This is a genomic window from Meiothermus ruber DSM 1279 (genome assembly GCF_000024425.1).
Taxonomy (GTDB): Bacteria; Deinococcota; Deinococci; order Deinococcales; family Thermaceae; genus Meiothermus; species Meiothermus ruber.
The window spans coordinates 369,665-386,160 of the sequence record NC_013946.1 but is presented as its reverse complement, the minus strand read 5'-3'; the positions used below and the strand labels follow the sequence as shown (position 1 = coordinate 386,160).

At 64.9% G+C, this 16,496-nt stretch carries 19 protein-coding genes and 2 tRNA genes; 12 read left to right on the top strand and 9 right to left on the bottom strand.

All coding sequences use genetic code 11. The features are described 5' to 3' along the window. Positions 1 to 57 precede the first annotated feature (57 nt). Positions 58 to 801, top strand: coding sequence for an ABC transporter ATP-binding protein (locus MRUB_RS02060; RefSeq protein ID WP_013012703.1), 744 nt, complete (start codon positions 58 to 60; stop codon positions 799 to 801). Here the strand turns inward: MRUB_RS02060 and apaG are convergent. From apaG to MRUB_RS02035, 5 genes are all read right to left on the bottom strand, one after another. Next, positions 798 to 1,190, bottom strand: a complete 393-nt coding sequence (gene apaG, locus MRUB_RS02055; protein ID WP_013012702.1) for a Co2+/Mg2+ efflux protein ApaG — start codon at positions 1,188 to 1,190, stop codon at positions 798 to 800. The two genes, MRUB_RS02060 and apaG, sit on opposite strands and share 4 nt — an antisense overlap. A 126-nt stretch (positions 1,191 to 1,316) precedes the next feature. Continuing rightward, the gene (locus MRUB_RS02050) at positions 1,317 to 2,474 is read right to left on the bottom strand and encodes a class I SAM-dependent rRNA methyltransferase (RefSeq protein WP_013012701.1); all 1,158 of its coding nucleotides are present in this window, start codon (positions 2,472 to 2,474) and stop codon (positions 1,317 to 1,319) included. Positions 2,475 to 2,568: 94 nt separating this feature from the next. Next, positions 2,569 to 2,645 (bottom strand) — tRNA-Ile (locus MRUB_RS02045). Between the two features lie 38 nt (positions 2,646 to 2,683). Further along, entirely contained in the window at positions 2,684 to 3,190 is a 507-nt protein-coding gene (locus MRUB_RS02040; RefSeq protein WP_013012700.1) for a LapA family protein, read from the bottom strand. Positions 3,191 to 3,231: 41 nt separating this feature from the next. Beyond that, positions 3,232 to 4,182, bottom strand: coding sequence for an L-threonylcarbamoyladenylate synthase (locus MRUB_RS02035; RefSeq protein WP_013012699.1), 951 nt, complete (start codon positions 4,180 to 4,182; stop codon positions 3,232 to 3,234). A gap of 64 nt (positions 4,183 to 4,246) precedes the next feature. Between MRUB_RS02035 and ftsY the strand changes: the two genes are divergently transcribed. Genes ftsY through MRUB_RS02020 form a run of 3 tightly spaced genes read left to right on the top strand, consistent with a single transcriptional unit; the run spans position 4,247 to position 6,239 of the window. After that, positions 4,247 to 5,164, top strand: a complete 918-nt coding sequence (gene ftsY, locus MRUB_RS02030; RefSeq protein ID WP_013012698.1) for a signal recognition particle-docking protein FtsY — start codon at positions 4,247 to 4,249, stop codon at positions 5,162 to 5,164. Further along, on the top strand, positions 5,161 to 5,808 hold the full coding sequence (locus MRUB_RS02025) for a hypothetical protein (protein WP_013012697.1): 648 nt from the start codon (positions 5,161 to 5,163) through the stop codon (positions 5,806 to 5,808). Before ftsY ends, MRUB_RS02025 begins: the two co-directional genes overlap by 4 nt. A 5-nt stretch (positions 5,809 to 5,813) precedes the next feature. Next, positions 5,814 to 6,239: a disulfide bond formation protein B gene (locus MRUB_RS02020; protein ID WP_015586316.1), complete on the top strand. Its 426-nt coding sequence runs from the start codon at positions 5,814 to 5,816 to the stop codon at positions 6,237 to 6,239. A 3-nt stretch (positions 6,240 to 6,242) separates the two neighbouring features. Here the strand turns inward: MRUB_RS02020 and MRUB_RS02015 are convergent, their stop codons facing one another. Further along, a complete protein-coding gene (locus tag MRUB_RS02015; protein WP_013012695.1) occupies positions 6,243 to 6,710 on the bottom strand; it encodes a hypothetical protein in 468 nt (155 codons plus the stop codon). Continuing rightward, complete coding sequence (locus MRUB_RS02010) at positions 6,700 to 7,611, bottom strand: 2-hydroxyacid dehydrogenase (RefSeq protein ID WP_013012694.1); 912 nt, start codon at positions 7,609 to 7,611, stop codon at positions 6,700 to 6,702. Before MRUB_RS02010 ends, MRUB_RS02015 begins: the two co-directional genes overlap by 11 nt. A gap of 57 nt (positions 7,612 to 7,668) precedes the next feature. On the opposite strand from MRUB_RS02010, the gene fni reads away from it, so the two are divergent. Continuing rightward, positions 7,669 to 8,691, top strand: a complete 1,023-nt coding sequence (gene fni, locus MRUB_RS02005; protein WP_013012693.1) for a type 2 isopentenyl-diphosphate Delta-isomerase — start codon at positions 7,669 to 7,671, stop codon at positions 8,689 to 8,691. Between the two features lie 31 nt (positions 8,692 to 8,722). Here the strand turns inward: fni and MRUB_RS02000 are convergent. Next, positions 8,723 to 8,799 (bottom strand) — tRNA-Met (locus MRUB_RS02000). A gap of 152 nt (positions 8,800 to 8,951) precedes the next feature. Here MRUB_RS02000 and MRUB_RS01995 point away from each other — a divergent pair. Genes MRUB_RS01995 through MRUB_RS01975 form a run of 5 tightly spaced genes read left to right on the top strand, consistent with a single transcriptional unit; the run spans position 8,952 to position 13,329 of the window. Beyond that, positions 8,952 to 10,391: a tetratricopeptide repeat protein gene (locus MRUB_RS01995; RefSeq protein ID WP_013012692.1), complete on the top strand. Its 1,440-nt coding sequence runs from the start codon at positions 8,952 to 8,954 to the stop codon at positions 10,389 to 10,391. 9 nt (positions 10,392 to 10,400) lie between these two features. Then, the gene (locus tag MRUB_RS16160) at positions 10,401 to 11,255 is read left to right on the top strand and encodes an SPOR domain-containing protein (protein ID WP_024049769.1); all 855 of its coding nucleotides are present in this window, start codon (positions 10,401 to 10,403) and stop codon (positions 11,253 to 11,255) included. 22 nt (positions 11,256 to 11,277) lie between these two features. Next, positions 11,278 to 11,919 (top strand): redox-sensing transcriptional repressor Rex, encoded by a 642-nt coding sequence (locus tag MRUB_RS01985; RefSeq protein WP_013012690.1) that lies wholly within the window; start codon positions 11,278 to 11,280, stop codon positions 11,917 to 11,919. Beyond that, a complete protein-coding gene (locus MRUB_RS01980; protein WP_013012689.1) occupies positions 11,916 to 12,314 on the top strand; it encodes a hypothetical protein in 399 nt (132 codons plus the stop codon). Before MRUB_RS01985 ends, MRUB_RS01980 begins: the two co-directional genes overlap by 4 nt. Before the next feature lie 55 nt (positions 12,315 to 12,369). Then, positions 12,370 to 13,329 carry a polyprenyl synthetase family protein gene (locus MRUB_RS01975; RefSeq protein WP_013012688.1) on the top strand — a complete coding sequence of 320 codons (960 nt, stop codon included), beginning with the start codon at positions 12,370 to 12,372 and terminating at the stop codon, positions 13,327 to 13,329. 3 nt (positions 13,330 to 13,332) lie between these two features. Here the strand turns inward: MRUB_RS01975 and MRUB_RS01970 are convergent, their stop codons facing one another. After that, a complete protein-coding gene (locus MRUB_RS01970) occupies positions 13,333 to 13,692 on the bottom strand; it encodes an acyl-CoA thioesterase (protein WP_013012687.1) in 360 nt (119 codons plus the stop codon). Between the two features lie 173 nt (positions 13,693 to 13,865). Between MRUB_RS01970 and MRUB_RS01965 the strand changes: the two genes are divergently transcribed. Then, positions 13,866 to 15,140 (top strand): Glu/Leu/Phe/Val family dehydrogenase, encoded by a 1,275-nt coding sequence (locus MRUB_RS01965; protein ID WP_013012686.1) that lies wholly within the window; start codon positions 13,866 to 13,868, stop codon positions 15,138 to 15,140. A 41-nt stretch (positions 15,141 to 15,181) separates the two neighbouring features. Continuing rightward, positions 15,182 to 16,459: a Glu/Leu/Phe/Val family dehydrogenase gene (locus tag MRUB_RS01960; RefSeq protein WP_013012685.1), complete on the top strand. Its 1,278-nt coding sequence runs from the start codon at positions 15,182 to 15,184 to the stop codon at positions 16,457 to 16,459. Positions 16,460 to 16,496 lie beyond the last annotated feature (37 nt).

Genomic DNA, 16,496 nt, shown 5'->3' with positions numbered 1-16,496 from the left:
AAAGCAGGTTTTGCACCCTTGCCAAGAGCTTTCGGCCTTAGGCTTTAAACCGTGGCGATGATCCGGCTGGAAGACCTCAGCAAGCGGTACGGCTCTTTTGTGGCCCTGGACGGCCTGAACCTGGAAGTACGGCCCGGCGAGACCCTGGCCCTGCTCGGGCCCAACGGCGCGGGCAAAAGCACCACCATCAAGGCGCTGGTGGGGTTGTTGCGGCCCAGCCGGGGCCGGGCCCTGGTAGGGGGGGTGGATGTCTGGAAAGACCCGGTGCGGGCCAAGGCCCAGTTCGGTTACGTGCCCGACCGGCCCTACCTATACGGCAAGCTCTCGGGCCTCGAGCTCCTGCGCTTTGCCGCTGGGATCTACCGCCTGCCCAGGGCCCAGGCCGAGGCCCGCATCGAGGAACTGCTGGTGCAGTTCCGCCTCGAGCGCTTCGCTTCCTCGCTGATCGAGACCTACTCGCACGGCATGCGGCAAAAGCTCTCGCTGGCCATGAGCCTTCTGCACGCCCCACCGGCCCTGATTCTGGACGAGCCGATGGTGGGGCTCGACCCCCACGCCACCCGGCTGGTCAAGGACTTGTTGCGCGAATATTCCAAGAACGGGCGGGCGGTGCTCTACGCCACCCACCAGCTTCACCTGGCCGAGCAGGTCGCCGACCGGGTGGCCCTGGTACACCGGGGGCGTCTGCTGGCCCTGGGCTCCCCTAAGGAACTCCTGCACCAGCACGGCTCGAGCGACCTCGAGGAGTTCTTCTTACGCCTCACCGAAGACGCCAGTGAGTCCGCCAGCGTACTGGCCTAGTTGAGGGTGCGGTGGGCATCCGGCAGGCGCAGGGCAAAGGCCGGTATCTCGACGCGGAACAGCGCGCCCAGCATGTTCTGGAAGGTATAGAAACCCCACATTAAGCCAGGGGGGTGGGCCAAGGGGCAAAAACTGTTGTATCTGTAAAGCTGACCGGGCTCGAGGATGGGCTTCTCACCCACCACCCCCTCACCCTCCACGTGCACCACCCCACCCCAGCCGTCTTGAATGAACCATTCCCGACGCAGGAGCTGCACCGTCTCGTGGCCCTGGTTTTCCAGGGTGATGAAGTATACAAAGACGTGCTGCCCGGGCCTCGAGTGCGCCTGGGCGTAGACCACCTCTACCTTCACATGGATGTCGTTCCGGATGGGCAAGCTCGCCGACACTTTATGAGCATAACCCTTCTCCTGTAAATCCGGATGTTGGGGGCGGTACTCCCACTGGAGCGGGAAGAGACTTCAAGAGCAGCACCTCCAGCCCTACATTGGGATTAACGCACTAAACCGTCCGAACTAAAGGGGGTCGTCCTGAAAAACGACCGTTTTCAGGTACAGCGACTCTGGCACATGCAGGCTCCAGGGGTGGTCGGGCGGGTTGTAGTGGACGGCGTGCACCCGCAGGCGGCGGCCTTCATCGGCAGCGGCCCGGCGGGTCACCTCGAGCAGCGCGTCCACGCCCAGGTAGTAGGCACAGCTCGAGAGCCACAGCCAGCCCTCCCGATCCAACAGCCGAAGGGCCGGCCGCAGCAAGTCCACCAGCAGCCGCTTGACCCTGGGCAGTTCGTCGGGCTTTTTAACCAGGGTGGGGGGGTCGAGCAAGACGTGCCGGAAGGGCGGGGTTTTACCTCGAGCCAGATCCTCCAGCACCGCCACCGCATCACCCTGGCGGATATCCACCCGCAAGCCCTGCATCGAGGCAGCCCGATCCAGCACAGCCAAAGCGTCGAGGTCTTTATCCACCGCCAGCGCATAAGCCCCTTTGCGGGCTGCACGCAGTGCAAAGGCCCCCACGTAGCTGTAGACATCCAGCACCCGCTCACCCGGCCCCACCACCTGCTCGAGCCGCCGGCGGTTCTCCCGCTGGTCGAGGTAGTAGCCGGTCTTCTGGGCCAGGGCCAGGGGAATCTGGAAGACCAGGCCGTCTTCCTGCACCTCCAGCACCGATGGCGCCTCACCGTACAGCACACCCACCCGCTCCGGGAGTCCTTCCTGGCGGCGGCTGTCCACATCGGAGCGCTCGTAGATGCTGGCTGGCTGCAAGGCCTCGATCAGGGCCGGTAGCCAGTGCGCCCGCAGGGCTTCCATGGCCCGGTTGCGCACCTGCACCACCAGCACACCACCAAAACGATCCACCACCAGCCCCGGCAGCCCATCGGCCTCGGCGTGCACCAGGCGGTGAAAGGGGTCTAGCTGGGCCCGTTTTTTCTGGGCCCGCTCGAAGCGCTGCAGGAAAAATCTTTTGTCGAGCGGCCCCTCGTCGAAGCGGTAGACCCGCACCGCCACCCGGCTTTGGGGGTCGTAATACCCCACCCCCAAAAAACCCTCTTCTTCGGAATAAACCTGCACAACCCCGGCCTGTTCTGGCACCGAAGCCAGTTCGTCGGCAAACAGGCCCGGATAAAAGTTGCGCACTTTTTTGCCTTTGCCCGCTTTAGCAATTACCCGGTTCACCTGCGCCCTCAATATCGCTTCTTACTTTTTCGACAAACTCAGGAACCTGCCCGGCAAATCAAGGCCCGCAGGTGTGGTAACCTTGAAAAAAAGATGGTGGGCCGTGCAGGACTTGAACCCGCGACCTGGCGATTATGAGTCGCTTGCTCTGACCAACTGAGCTAACGGCCCCCAAGCAGGGACTAGTCTAGCGGGTTTGGTCAATTTGCTCAACGCGGGGGGGGCGGATGCCTGTCCTGGCCGGTTATCTGGTCTTCCAGCTCACCGATGTAGGCGGCCAGGGTATTGCCGGCCTTCTCGATATCCTCGCGCAGTTCGTCCTCCAGCCGATCTATGCGCTCGGCAATAGCCTGCAACCTGGCCTCGAGCCCCGTCGGGCTCTGGGCTTTGAGACCAGCCAGTTCGCCCTCGAGCCACTTTTTGAGCTCCGAGAAACGGCTGGCCTCGGCCTCGTCGGCCAGCTTGCGGGCGGCCAGCAGCTCGCGGGCGTAGCGCTTGACCTCGAGCAGGGCGGCGGTCTCGAGCCCCACCGTATACATAAAATAAATGGCCACCAGCACCGCCATGATGGTAAGCATCACGATGCCGAACGGAGCGGTGATCTGGGTAAAGAAGAGCGAGAGTGTTTTCTCCTCGCTAAAAACGGCCCAGTTTCGCCAGGCGAATACCGCCATCGCGACGATCAGCACCAGTAGGAAAACGTTACGCCCTCGCATCTTCTAGCCTCGTACGATTATATCTCACCCAATTAGCCCGGCTAGGCGCTCGAGGCCCTGCGCAGCCGATCCATAATGGCCCTTCCCAGCCCCACCTCGGGGATCGGCTCCGCGTAAATGGCCTCCAGGCCCAGCCGGTCGAGCTGGTGCAGCGCTTCAAACAGATGGGCGGCAGCCTCCAGCAAGCTGCCAGTTGGAGACAGCACCTTAACCACCTTGAACCCCTTGGGCACTTCCTGAAAAGCCAGGTAGCCCACCCGCTTGCGAAGGCCCAGGGGTATCTCGCTGGGCGGGGCGATGCGAATGGGGGTATGGGGCGCGTAGTGCTGGGGCAACTGGCCCGGAACCAGGGGTTTTTCCCGCGCCCCCACCTGCAGCTCCAGCCTACCCAGCACCCTCTCCAGCTCCTCCACCGCCACCGCACCATAGCGCAGCACGGTGGGTTTCTCGGCTAGCAAAACAATGGTGGACTCTACCCCAAACTCGGTTCGCCCCCCATCCAGGATCAGATCCACCCGCCCCCCCAGCATCCGCTCGACGTGTTCCGCCCGGGTGGGGCTCAGGTAGCCAAAGGGATTGGCGCTGGGCGCGGCCAGCGGCAGGCCAGCCCGCCGGATCAGCTCCTGGGCCACCGGGTGGGCCGGCATGCGCACCGCCACCGTCGGGAGCCCCGAGGTCACGAGGCCTGGCACCCGCTCCGACCTGGGCAGCACCAGCGTGAGGGGGCCCGGCCAGAAGCGCTCCATCAGCCGCTCGGCCAGCGCTGGAACCTCCTGTACCACCTTTTGCAGCATCCCCCGATCGGCCACATGGACGATCAGTGGGTCGAAGCTGGGGCGCTGTTTAGCCTCAAAGATTCTGGCCGCGGCCCGGGCGTCCAGGGCATTGGCCCCCAGGCCGTAAACGGTCTCGGTCGGAAAAGCCACCAGCCCACCACTGCGGATAATCTGGGCGGCGCGCTCGAGGTTTTCGGGGGTGGGCGGTACAACCATACCAACCCGCACATCATAGCAGAGTGGGTTTAGTAGCCTGCAAGTGAAGCGGTAGACTGAGGCCATGAGTTGGCTGCAACGCCTCAAAGAAGGCCTGAGTAAAACCCGCGACAACCTGGTCAAAGCCATCCCCTGGGGCGAAGACCCCGAGGCGGTGTTGGAGGAGCTCGAGTTCGCCCTGATTGCCGCCGATGTGGGGGTGGAGGCCACCCAGGAAGTTCTGGAGGAGGTGCGTCAGTCGGGCAAAAAAGACCTGCGCGAGGCGCTAAAGCAGGCCCTCACGGTGCAGCTCGAGCCCGACCGCTTCCGGGCCAAAATCCGCAAGGCGGGCTTCAACCCCAACGCTAAAAAATCCACCGTGGAGCCCGCCGGCAAGGTGATTCTGATGGTGGGGGTCAACGGGGTGGGCAAGACCACCACCATCGCCAAGCTGGGGCAGTACTACCAGAGCAAGGGCAGAAGCGTGATGTTCTGCGCCGGCGACACCTTCCGGGCCGCGGGCGGGGCCCAGCTCGGGCTGTGGGGGGAACGGCTGGGCATCCCGGTGATTCAGGGGCCGGAGGGTTCCGACCCCGCCGCCCTGGCCTTCGACGCGGCCTCGGCCCGCAAGGCCCGGGGCCTGGATCTGCTGCTGGTGGACACCGCCGGGCGGCTGCACACCAAGCACAACCTGATGGAGGAGCTGGCCAAGGTCAAGCGCTCCATCGCCAAGGCCGACCCCGGCGAGCCCGGTGAGGTCTGGCTGGTGCTGGACGCGGTCACGGGGCAGAACGGCCTCGAGCAGGCCAAAAAGTTCCACCAGACCGTGGGCCTGACCGGGGTGATCGTCACCAAGCTGGACGGCACCGCCAAGGGGGGGGTGCTGGTGCCCATCGTGCGTACGCTGGGCGTGCCCATCAAGTTTATCGGGGTGGGCGAGAAAGCCGACGACCTGCAACCCTTCGACGCCGGCGAGTTTGTGGAGGCTCTGCTGGGCGCATGACCCCCCGCGACCTGTACCCCCTGTACCGCCCGCTGGCCTCCAGGCTGCATTCCGGCGAGGTAGAAGGCATCCCCTACCTGCTCCAGCCCAACTGCCCCCTGCTGCTCGCCAACACCGCTTTTGGCTACCTCGAGGCCGCCCAAAAGGAGCTCGAGGCCCGTTTCCGGGCTGTGGGAGCACCCCCAGCCTTTACCGTGCTCGAGGGCTCCGAAACCTCGGCCTTGCTGGCATCGGGCTACCAGGCGACGGCCGCGTTCGAGCTTTGCCAGTCCGAGCCCAGCCCCCGCGCCCACTGGACCGAGCAGGTGCCCTGGTCGGAGGCCTGGTCCATCGCGCGCATCCTCACCGAGGCCTACCAGGCCCCCCAGTGGCGCTTTGCCCTGGCAGAGCGGGTCGGTAAGCTGCTGCAAGACCCCCACAGCCAGGCCTTTGTGGCTTACCTCTACGGCGATGCGGTAGGGGCCATCCTCACCCATCAGAACATCGGCCTCCTGGCCGGAGTGGTGCCCCCACGGCTGGGGAACGGGGTGGGCGCGGCCCTGGTGGGGCGCATCCACCCCCGGCTCTTCGTGCGCCTGGCCGGAACCGAGGCCGAGCTGCCTGGCCGCGTCCTAAGCCGCTTCATACGTTACGCCTTAGAATGAGCCCGATGCAGACCCAATCCACCCCGCTCGACAGAAACGCGCTCTTACTGGCCTTTGCCTGGCTGGTGGCGCTGGTCGCCACCCTGGGCAGCCTCTACTATTCCGAGGTGCGCAACTTTATCCCCTGCACCCTGTGCTGGTACCAGCGCATCGCCATGTATCCCCTGGTATTGATCCTGGGCCTCGCCACCTGGCGCAACGACGTTCATATCCGGCCCTATGCCCTCACCCTGTCGCTGGTGGGCCTGTTCTGGAGCAGCTACCACCTTCTGGAGCTATGGGTGCCGGGCCTGGCCCCCAACGTCTGTAAAGGCCCCATTCCCTGCAACGTGGAGTACATTCCCAGCTTCCCCATCCCGCTGCAGGCTGGTATCGCTTTCACGCTTATCTCGCTGGCGCTGTTTTTGCTGCGCCCCACCCGGCGTTCGTAGCGGCTAGGCGCTTTTACGCACCCAGTAGGTCACCCAGAGGGTGCAGAACAGGGCCACGCCCAGGGGTAGGGCGATGGTGAGCGCCAGGGTGGGGTCAAAGAGCGCAAAAAGCGCGCCAGCACCCATCAGGATGAGGGCAGTGAAGGCAAAGGCCCGGTGCCCGGAGAGCTCGAGGCGCTCAACCAGCGACCTCTTCTCGGTTGTGTTCTGGCGCAGGGCTTTGGTCAGGCCCAGCATGGCGTACCAGGCCAAAGCCAGCATGACCGAGATCACCAGCAGCGCATCGCGCCAGGAGCCCACAGTCTGCACCAGCCACACGTAGAGCAGTTGGGTCGCCAGCGTAAGGCCCAGGTGGATGCGGCTTTGCAGGCGGTTCTGGGCCGGGCTCAGGCTCACCTCCGCCGAGACCCATAGGGCCATGGCCCAGGCCAGGAGCGCAAACACCAGGGCCAGCAAAAGGTCAATAGCCATCGGTCACCACGTTGAGCAGGGGCTCACCCCGCAGGTAGCGCGCCACCTGCTCCCGCACCAGCCGGAAGCCCCGCTCGAACAGCTTGGGGGTGGAGCCGGCGATGTGGGGGGTGAGAAAAACCTCCGGCAGCGACCACAGCGGGTGTCCTTCGGGTAGGGGCTCGGGGGCGGTCACATCGGTGACCAGGCGCACCCGCTGGGCCCGGATGGCCTCCACCAGGGCCTCCTGGTCTACGGTTTTGCCCCGCCCCGCATTCACAAACAGCACCCCCGGCTTCATCAGGGCCAACTGGGCTGCCCCCACGAGCTTATCGGTCTGCGGTGTGTAGGGCAGCAGGTTTACGATCACATCGGCCTTTGGGAGCAGCTCGGGCAGCTCGGCCCAGGTGTGCACGCCCGGGCGGGCCGTGCGGGCCACCCGCAGGAACGAGACCCCAAAAGGAGCCAGGCGCTCCTCGGTGGCTCTGGCGATGGAGCCATAGCCCAGGAAGAGCACGGTGGAGCCCTCGAGGTCGTCCACCCAGCGGTAGGCCCAGCGCTGCTCGTGCTGAGCATCGCGGAACTCGGGAAAGCGCTTGATGGCGCTCAGTATCGCAGCCACAATCCACTCCGAGACCGGAATGTCGTGCACGCCGGCAGCGTCACACAGCACCAGGCCGGGGGGCAGGTAGGGCAGAATCCAGTCCACCCCGGCGGTGAGGGTCTGCACCACCTTGAGCTCTTTGAGGTTGGGGAGCTCGGCGAAGAAGCGCCGGGCCCCGCCATAAGGGGCCACCGCGAACTCGGCCTGGAGGGCCTTCTCCGACAGAGGCCCCTCTTTGGGCAAAAAAGCGATCTCCACCCCTTCCGGAAAACCCTGCAGCAACCGGGCCTCCACCGCTTCGGGAACCAGTACGATCATCAAGGGTTACTATATCGTGCCGGGGGCCTCCCCAAAGCCTGTACAATCACCCTAGCCGTGAGCAATGCGACCGATATTCAAACCCGCAAGCGCAAGCACCTCGAGGTCTGCCTCCGGGAGCCCGTGGCATACACCCGGCTCACCACCGGGTTTGAGCGCTACCGCCTGCGCTACCGGGCGCTGCCCGAGCTGGCGTTGGAGGAAGTAGACCTGACCACCCGGTTTCTGGGCAAAACCCTACGGGCCCCCTTTCTGATCGGGGCCATGACCGGCGGCGAGGCCCACGGGGGGCGCATCAACCGGGCCCTGGCCCAGGCCGCCGAGCAGCTGGGGGTGGGCATGATGCTGGGCAGCCAGCGGGTGATGCTCGAGCACCCCCAGGCCCGCGCCAGCTTCCAAGTGCGCGCAGTAGCCCCCAACACCCTGCTGGTGGGCAACCTGGGGCTGGTGCAGCTCAACAAGGGGTACGGCCTCGAGCACCTCGAGCAGGCGGTCAAACTGGTGCAGGCCGATGCCCTCGCCCTGCACATCAACCCCCTGCAAGAAGCCCTGCAGGTGGGGGGCGACACCGACTTTAGGGGCCTCCTGGATAAGCTGCGGGGCCTGCTGCCCCAGCTACCTTTTCCGGTGGTGCTCAAAGAGGTGGGCCACGGCATCGGGCGGGAAATTGCCCAGCAACTGGCCCCCCTGCCTTTTGCCGCGCTGGACGTGGCCGGCGCCGGCGGCACGAGCTGGGCCCGGGTGGAGGAGCTGGTGCACCACGGGCGCATCCTGCACCCCGAGCTGGTGGAGGTGGGCATCCCCACGGCGCAGGCCCTGGTGGAGTGCCGGAGCGTGCTGCCCCACCAACCCCTCATCGCCTCGGGGGGCATCCGCAACGGCACCGAGGCCGCCAAGGCCCTGGCCCTGGGCGCGCAGGTGGTGGCGGTGGCCCGCCCGCTGCTGGAACCGGCCCTACAGGGCCCCGAGGCGGTGGTGGCATGGATCAAAAACTTCCTGCACGAACTGCGGGTTGCCCTCTTCGCTATCGGGGCCCGCACCCCGGCCGAGGCCCTGGGCCGCATCGAACAGGTGCAGTAAAAAAGCCCCCGGCGCCGGGGGCTTTTGATTCTGGTTGCGGGGATAGGATTTGAACCTATGACCTTCGGGTTATGAGCCCGACGAGCTACCAGACTGCTCCACCCCGCGTCGGTCGCCGCATGTGACAGCTTTTACATATTAACCGCGAACGCCCATTTGGTCAAGACTGCTATAAGAACGCGAGGTTCATTTGCCGCTTGTGCCCTTTCTTCACGTGCTACAATGGGCCGCAAGATGAGTTTTAACTTGAAGGAGACGCTATGAAACAACTTTTGTGCGCGGCGCTTCTATTTGTTTCGCTGAGCTGGGCGCAACAAAGCCAGCCTCCTGCGATAGAGCAGACCCTGCAGCAGGCCCAGGCCGCCCTCGAGGCCGGGCGTCTGAACGAGGCCGTGCAGGGTTTTGAAGCTGTGATTGCTCGCGACTTCACCAACTACAGCGCGCACTTCGGACTGGGGCTGGCCCTATACCGCCTGGGTGATTTGCGGGGGGCAGCCTTCGAGTTCACCCAGCTCACCGTTCTCGACCCCAACCGCTTTGAGGGCTGGTTCAACCTGGGGGTGGTGCGCGACCGCCAGGGCCAGGCCGCCGAGGCCGCCGAGGCCTTTGGCAAGGCCATCGAGGTGGGCGAGAAGGCTGGCCTTGGCCTCAACGAGCTCAAACCGGCCTATATAGGCCAGGTTAAGGCCCTGCGCACCCAGGGCCAGCATGAGGCCGCTGCAACTGCTGCCCGCAAGGCGCTGGAAAAAGCCTCTGGCGACCTCGAGCTGACCTCGCTGCTGGCCGATAGCCTGGTCAAAGCCAACAAGCCCCTCGAGGCCCTACCCGTGCTGTACCAGATTCTAGCCAAAGACCCGGCCAACACCCAGGCCGTCTCGCAGATTGCCGATATCTACATGGCCCAGGGCCTGCCCCTGCGGGCCCTGCGGGAGATCGACCGAGGGCTGGAGGCCGCCAAAGACAACGCCGTGCGGGCCCAATTGCTGCTCAAGAAATCCACCCTGCAGCAGGGCCGTGAGCAGCAGGCCACCCTGCAGGAGGCCGTCCGCCTCGACCCCAAACTGTGGGCGGCGCACTACAACCTGGGTGTGGCCCGCCTGCGCGATGGCAACGCCCGGGGGGCGCTGGAGTCCTTCCAGAACGCCTATGCCCAGAACCCCGACGAGCCCAGGGTGCTGCTGGGTTTGGCCACCACCCACGACCGCCTGGGCCAGGCCGCTGAAGCCGCCCGCTTCGCCGAAATGGCCGCCAAAGCCAGCCAGGGTACCGACCGGCTCGAGGCCCTGTTCCTGCAAGGCAAGTCTGCATACACCCTGCGCCGCTACAGCGAGGCAGCCGAGTTGCTGTCACAGGTAACCCAGCAAAAAGCCGATAACGCCGAGGCCTGGTTCTTTCTGGGGGTTGCGCAGTTCAACCTGAAGGACTATGCCGCCGCCGCCGAATCGCTGGAAAAAGCCCAGGCCCTGGCCCCTAGCGCCGCCACCGCGGCCAACCTCGGGGCTGCGCTCTACTCGGCGGGAAGGTACTCCGATGCCGAGCGGGTGCTCTCCCAGGCGGTAACCCTGGATGGCCGCAACGCGGTGGCCTGGTACAACCTGGGCCTCACCCTGCGCTCGCTGGGCCGCGTGGCCGAAGCCCGACGGGCCTGGCAGCGCTCCGCCGACCTGGGTTACGCCCCAGCCCGCGATTTATTGCGGTAGATTGATGGCATGGGTTGGATTCGAGCAAACTGGTTGGATGCGCTGATCTTCCTCTTGGTTGCAGCCATTATGGCAGGTGTGGTGTTCTTTTTGGTCGGGGTTAATCCGTTTAGCGGCCCGCAGGGGAATCCGGCCCCCCCACCAACCGCTGCACCCCAACCCCAGACGGCCCCTGCAACCCCACCGCCCGAGCCACAAACCCCAGCTCCAGCTCAATCGAAGCCCCAGCCCCAGACCGAGCCCGAGCCTGTGGTAACGCTCCTACCTGTTCCACAAGCCCCCACCACCTCATCCTCGAGCAGCAAGCCCGTTCCGGCCCCTCCCAAGGTGACGGATCGCAGCCCCACAAGCCCACAACCAACAACCCGTTCCGTTGCTCCAAGCAGCGAGCGCCCGAGCCTAAGCGCCGATGCAGGGGGCGGTTGGCGGGTGGTGGTGGGCGCCTTTGGCGACCGCGAAAACGCCGAACGCCTGACCACAACCCTGCGCCAGCAGGGATACCCGGTGGGCCTCGAGGCCGCCGGCAACCTCACCCGGGTCTGGGTGGGCCCTTACAGCACCCAGGATCGGGCCCGCGCCGTTGCTGGCACCCTCGAGCAGTACCAGCCCCAGGTGGGCCGGGTTCCGACCCCTACACCCCGCGCAGAAACCACTCCAGAGGCTGGCCGCTACCTTCAGGTAGGGGCTTTCCGCAAGGCCCAGAGCGCCCAGGCGGTTATCGAGGCCGTGCGGCAGGCCGGCTACCCGGTGGTGCTGGTGGAGGAAGGCGGCCTGGTCAAGGTTCGGGTCGGCCCCCTCGAGGACACCACCGCGGCGGCTACCGATTTGCGGGCCCGGGGCCTCGAGGTTCTGGAGGTTCGCTAGATGCAGCAAATAGGAGTGTTCTATGGCTAAAGTACCCAGTGCGGCCATCTCCCGCCTGGTCACTTATCTGCGGATTTTGGAAGACCTCGAGGCCCGGGGGATCAACCGCACCTCCTCCGAACAACTGGCCGAGGAGGCCCAGGTCACCGCCTTTCAGGTGCGCAAAGACCTCTCGTACTTCGGCAGCTACGGCACGCGGGGGGTGGGCTACACGGTGCAGGTTTTGCGCCGGGAGCTCCGGCAAATTCTGGGCCTGAACCGCCGCTGGGGCCTCTGCATTGTGGGCATGGGCCGCCTGGGCCAGGCCATCGCCGACTACCCCGGCTTCAGCGAGATCTTCGAGCTAAGGGGCCTGTTCGACCGCGACCCCTCCAAAATTACCACCACCTTCCGGGGTTTGCAGGTCGAAAGCATGGATAACCTGCCGCGGGCCATAGCCGAAAGGCGCATCGAATTCGGCCTTCTGGCGGTTCCTGCAGATTCGGCCCAGGCAGTGGCCGATCGTCTGGTAGAGTCAGGTATCAAGGGCATCCTGAACTTCGCTCCAGCAGTTCTGGAGGTGCCCAAGGAAGTCGCGGTGGAGAACGTAGATTTTCTCACCGGACTGAGCAGGCTCTCGTTCTTCGTCTTAAACCCCAAATGGAGAGAGGAGATGATCGGATGAAAAGGTTCATCGCGCTGGTAATAGCGGCTTTTGCACTGGCCGGCTGTAGCAACTTTGTAACCGACTTTGGGATTCCCACCCTACGCTTCCACCCGGTATCGTTTGGGCCCGCTGCAGGTGGTTACCAGGTCTCGTTTGAGGTGCAGCCCATACCCGGCAGTCCGTCCGCCTATGTTACCCGCATCTACATCAACGGCACGCCCTCCCAGCTATCCGGGTTTGGTGTAGCCGAGTGCCTGCCTCCAACCACCGCCGATGCCTGCCCTAAACTGGCCCAAACCCTTACTTTTGCCGCCAACCCAGGCACCCTGGAAATTACCGGCTATCAGGCCCAGAGCCTGAACGGTACCGTGCGCGATATTACGCTACCTGCTCCAGTACTCATTAATCCGTAGACTCTTTTGGGTAGGCCGGTTTTTTCTGCTCTTCTTCCAAGCTATAATCGTTTAGATGAGCATCAAGGACTTTACCCCCGACCTACCCACCTTGCTAGAAGCCTTTGAACTACGCCTGCGCGAGGTGGTGCGCTCGGAGGTGGAGTTCGTCCGGCTCATTGAAGAAGACCTGGTCACCGCAGGGGGCAAGCGGGTGCGCCCCCGGCTGGTTTTTTTGGCCAGCAACGCCCTGGGGGGGGTGCCCTATGCCATGGAGCTGGCCCTGGCGGTGGAGCTTTTGCACTCGGCCTCGCTCCTGCACGACGACCTGGTAGACGACGCCGAGACCCGGCGCGGCAAGGAAGCCGCCTTTCGCAAATACGGCAACGCGGTCTCGGTGCTCTCGGGCGACTACCTACTCTCGCGGCTGATGGCCTTGCTGGCCCAGACCGGGCGCATGGAGCTGGTGGCCATGTTCGCCGAGACCGCCCGGCAGCTCTCCGAGGCCGAGGTGCTGCAGTTTCAGGTGGCCGCCTTGCACGACTACTCGCTGGAAAACTACGAGCGCATCATTGATGGCAAAACCGCCTCGGTGATGCGGGTGGCCTGCGAGGGGGCTGCGGTGCTGGGGGATGCGCCCCCGGCAGAGCGCGAGGCCCTGGCCCGTTTTGGCTCGTTCTATGGCCAGGCCTTTCAGATGCGCGACGACTATCTGGACTTGATGGGCACAGCCGAGGTGCTGGGCAAGCCCGCAGGCGGGGATGTGCGCGAGGGCAAGGTGACCCTAATCACCCTGCGGCTTCTGGAGGCCTACCCCGAAGAGGTCGGGGCCATCTTCAAGCGCCGGGCCGCCAAACCGGGGGATATCGCCCGTCTGCAGGAGCTGGCGGTGCGTTCGGGGGCCGACCTCGAGGTCACCGAGGCCATCGCCGCCCGGGTGGATCGGGCCATCGCTGCCTTGCGAGCCCTTCCCCACTCGGCTTACCGCGATGAGCTCGAGGCCCTGGCCCGGCGCGAGCTGGTGCGGATTAAGTAGGCCCTACCCCTCGACGGGTGTGGGCTTGCCATGCTCGTCCACCGCCACATAGGTGAGGTTGCCTTTGGTAGCCAGCACCTTGGGCTCGCGTAGGTTCTCGCGGTACACCTCGACCTCGACCGTGAGCGAGGTGCGACCGACCCGCACGACTTTGGCCACCACCTCCAGCAGGTCGCCTACCTTAATGGGCACCTCGAACACCACCTCGCCCACCCGCACCGTCACGCAGCGCTTGCGGGCGTGGCGGATGGCTGCATAGGAGCCCACCTTATCCATCAGACCCAGAACAAAACCGCCAAAAGCATTGCCGCCGGGGTTGGCGTGCTCGGGAAAAACCAATTCCAGGGTGCGGGCTTCGCTCATAGCACCCACCTTATACCAGATTCAGCCTCCCTACGACGAACTCCTCGGAACAGGTATACTCTTAGGCGTTGAAAACAGAGCGGTTTTCAAAAAACTTGCGACGCTTGAAAGCAGAGAAACCGCGCTAGGGGCCAGCATCCAGAGCACGGGCCCCACACAACGGAGGTTGCGTCATGCCACTCAGAAACGCCTACCGCCCCCCTGGCGACTCGAGCCTGTGGGATAGTTTTTTGCGCCGCCTCGAGACCACCATCCAGGTAGCCAGGATTCACCCCGCCACCATCCAGTACCTGACCCACCCCAAGCGCATCGTAGGGGTCTCGCTACCGGTGGTCATGGACGACGGAGGGGTGCGCAACTTTACGGCCTACCGGGTCATTCACAACATCGCCCGCGGCCCGGCCCTCGGAGGGGTGCGCTACCACCCCGAGGTGGGGCTGGGCCAGACCTGCGGCATGGCCGCCTGGATGACCCTTAAATCGGCGGTGTTTGGCCTGCCGTTTGGCGGCTCGGCTGGGGGCGTGGTGGTAGAACCCGCCAAGCTCTCCAGGCGGGAGCTCGAGCGCCTTTCGCGCCGTTATGTGACCGAGCTCATCGAGCTCATCGGCCCGGACGAAGACGTCCTGGCCCCCGATGTGGGCACCAACGCCACCGTGATGGCCTGGTTCCAGGACACCTTCACCATGACCCGCGGCCAGACCACCCTCAGCGCCGTGACCGGCAAGCCCACCCCGCTGGGGGGGGTGGCCGTGCGGGACGAGGGCGGTGGGCAGGGGCTGGTGTACACCCTGGCCGACCTGGCCCGGGCCAAGGGCTGGCCGCTGGACGGCGCCAGCATAGCCATCCAGGGTTTTGGACAGGTGGGCAGCGCCGTGGCCCGGTACGCCGTCAGGGAAGGGCTGAAGGTGGTGGCGGTCTCCACCAGCCGGGGCGGGGTGTACAACCCTGAGGGGCTGGATGTGGCGGCCCTCGAGCAGCACTATGCCCTGCACGGCCACCTCGAGGGCTTCCCCGAGGCCAAATTCATCACCAACCACGAGTTGCTCACGCTCAAGGTCAACTACCTGGTTCCCGCGGCCATCGAGGGCGTAATTCACGAGCACAATGCCCGGCAAATTGCCGCCGAGGTGGTGATCGAGGGGGCCAACGGGGCCATCACCCCCGAGGCCGAGTACCTGCTCAAGCTGCAAGGTGTTCAGGTGGTGCCCGACATCCTGGCCAACGGCGGAGGCCTGGTGCTCTCGTACCTCGAGTGGGTACAGGATCTCTCGATGCTTTTCTTCGAAGAGGCAGAAGTGCAGCAAAAGCTGCGGGAGTTTATCCACCAGAGCTTGCAGGCGGTGCTCGAGCGGGCAAAGCCCCTCCAGGGCGACCTGCGGGCCGGTGCGTATGCCCTGGCCCTCGAGCGCATCAACGAGGCCACCCGCCTGCGGGGGGTGTATCCATAAAGGTTCTTGGTCAATCGGCGATCCGCTTTCCGGAGGAATGCATGAAATCTGAACCCCTTTCCTATCTTTGCAGCGACAATATCGGCCCCTGGGAAATCTACCTGGCCCAGGTGGATCGCGTCACCCCCTACCTGGGCAAACTGGCTTTCTGGGTGGAGGATCTCAAGCGACCCAAGCGCGTCCTAATCGTGGACGTGCCCGTCCAGATGGACGACGGCTCGGTGGCCCACTTTGAAGGCTACCGGGTTCACCACAACACCTTCCGCGGCCCGGCCAAAGGCGGTATTCGCTATCACCAGGACGTCACCCTTTCCGAGGTGATGGCCCTCGCAGCCTGGATGACCATCAAGAACGCCGCGGTGGGGCTGCCCTACGGGGGCGGTAAGGGCGGCATCCGGGTAGACCCCCGCAAGCTCAGCCCTGGCGAGATTGAGCGCCTGACCCGGCGCTACACCTCCGAGATTGGCATCATCATCGGCCCCGACAAGGACATCCCCGCCCCCGATATGGGCACCGGGGCCCGCGAGATGGCCTGGATGATGGACACCTACTCCATGAACGTGGGCCGCACCGCGCCGGGGGTGGTTACTGGCAAACCTATTGCGGTGGGTGGCTCGTTGGGGCGGCAGGACGCCACCGGGCGCGGGGTGTTTGTGACTGCTGCCGCCGCTGCAGAAAAAATCGGGCTGCCCGTGGCGGGTAGCCGGGTGGCGGTGCAGGGCTTCGGCAACGTGGGCAACGCCGCCGCCCGCATTTTCCACGACCACGGGGCCAGAATTGTGGCGGTCTCGGACGTCACCGGCGGCATCCGCAACGACGGCGGCATCGACCCCTACGACCTCACCACCTACGTCCGGCAGATGGGCGGTGTGAAGGGCTACCCCAAAGCCGAGCCCATTCCAGCCCCCGAGGTACTCACCACCCCCTGCGAGTTCCTGGTTCCGGCCGCCCTGGAAAAACAAATCACCGAGGCCAACGCCTGGAAGGTGCAGTGCAAAATTGTGGCCGAGGGCGCCAACGGCCCCACCACCCCCGCCGCCGACGATATCCTGGCCGAGCGCGGGATTCTGGTGATACCCGATGTCATCGCCAACGCCGGCGGCGTAACGGTGAGCTACTTCGAGTGGGTACAGGATTTCAACAGCTTTTTCTGGACAGAAGACGAGATCAACGCCCGGCTCGAGCGCCTTATGCGCCAGTCCTTCGAGGCGGTCTGGCAGGTGGCGCAGGACAAAAAAGTAACCCTGCGCACCGCCGCCTACATTGTGGCCGCTACACGGGTGCTGGAGGCCCGCTCCTTGTTGGGCCTGTACCCGTAAAATTCGGGTCGAATAACCCAGGAGGGCCTCGGCGCCT

Excerpts from the sequence above, each read along its gene's own strand:
- MRUB_RS02060 (WP_013012703.1), top strand. The coding sequence starts at position 58 with ATGATCCGGCTGGAAGACCTCAGCAAGCGGTACGGCTCTTTTGTGGCC.
- MRUB_RS02040 (WP_013012700.1), bottom strand. The coding sequence starts at position 3,190 with ATGCGAGGGCGTAACGTTTTCCTACTGGTGCTGATCGTCGCGATGGCG.
- MRUB_RS02035 (WP_013012699.1), bottom strand. The coding sequence starts at position 4,182 with ATGGTTGTACCGCCCACCCCCGAAAACCTCGAGCGCGCCGCCCAGATT.
- ftsY (WP_013012698.1), top strand. The coding sequence starts at position 4,247 with ATGAGTTGGCTGCAACGCCTCAAAGAAGGCCTGAGTAAAACCCGCGAC.
- MRUB_RS02025 (WP_013012697.1), top strand. The coding sequence starts at position 5,161 with ATGACCCCCCGCGACCTGTACCCCCTGTACCGCCCGCTGGCCTCCAGG.
- MRUB_RS02020 (WP_015586316.1), top strand. The coding sequence starts at position 5,814 with ATGCAGACCCAATCCACCCCGCTCGACAGAAACGCGCTCTTACTGGCC.
- MRUB_RS02015 (WP_013012695.1), bottom strand. The coding sequence starts at position 6,710 with ATGGCTATTGACCTTTTGCTGGCCCTGGTGTTTGCGCTCCTGGCCTGG.
- MRUB_RS02010 (WP_013012694.1), bottom strand. The coding sequence starts at position 7,611 with ATGATCGTACTGGTTCCCGAAGCGGTGGAGGCCCGGTTGCTGCAGGGT.
- MRUB_RS01995 (WP_013012692.1), top strand. The coding sequence starts at position 8,952 with ATGAAACAACTTTTGTGCGCGGCGCTTCTATTTGTTTCGCTGAGCTGG.
- MRUB_RS16160 (WP_024049769.1), top strand. The coding sequence starts at position 10,401 with ATGGGTTGGATTCGAGCAAACTGGTTGGATGCGCTGATCTTCCTCTTG.
- MRUB_RS01985 (WP_013012690.1), top strand. The coding sequence starts at position 11,278 with ATGGCTAAAGTACCCAGTGCGGCCATCTCCCGCCTGGTCACTTATCTG.
- MRUB_RS01980 (WP_013012689.1), top strand. The coding sequence starts at position 11,916 with ATGAAAAGGTTCATCGCGCTGGTAATAGCGGCTTTTGCACTGGCCGGC.
- MRUB_RS01975 (WP_013012688.1), top strand. The coding sequence starts at position 12,370 with ATGAGCATCAAGGACTTTACCCCCGACCTACCCACCTTGCTAGAAGCC.
- MRUB_RS01970 (WP_013012687.1), bottom strand. The coding sequence starts at position 13,692 with ATGAGCGAAGCCCGCACCCTGGAATTGGTTTTTCCCGAGCACGCCAAC.
- MRUB_RS01965 (WP_013012686.1), top strand. The coding sequence starts at position 13,866 with ATGCCACTCAGAAACGCCTACCGCCCCCCTGGCGACTCGAGCCTGTGG.
- MRUB_RS01960 (WP_013012685.1), top strand. The coding sequence starts at position 15,182 with ATGAAATCTGAACCCCTTTCCTATCTTTGCAGCGACAATATCGGCCCC.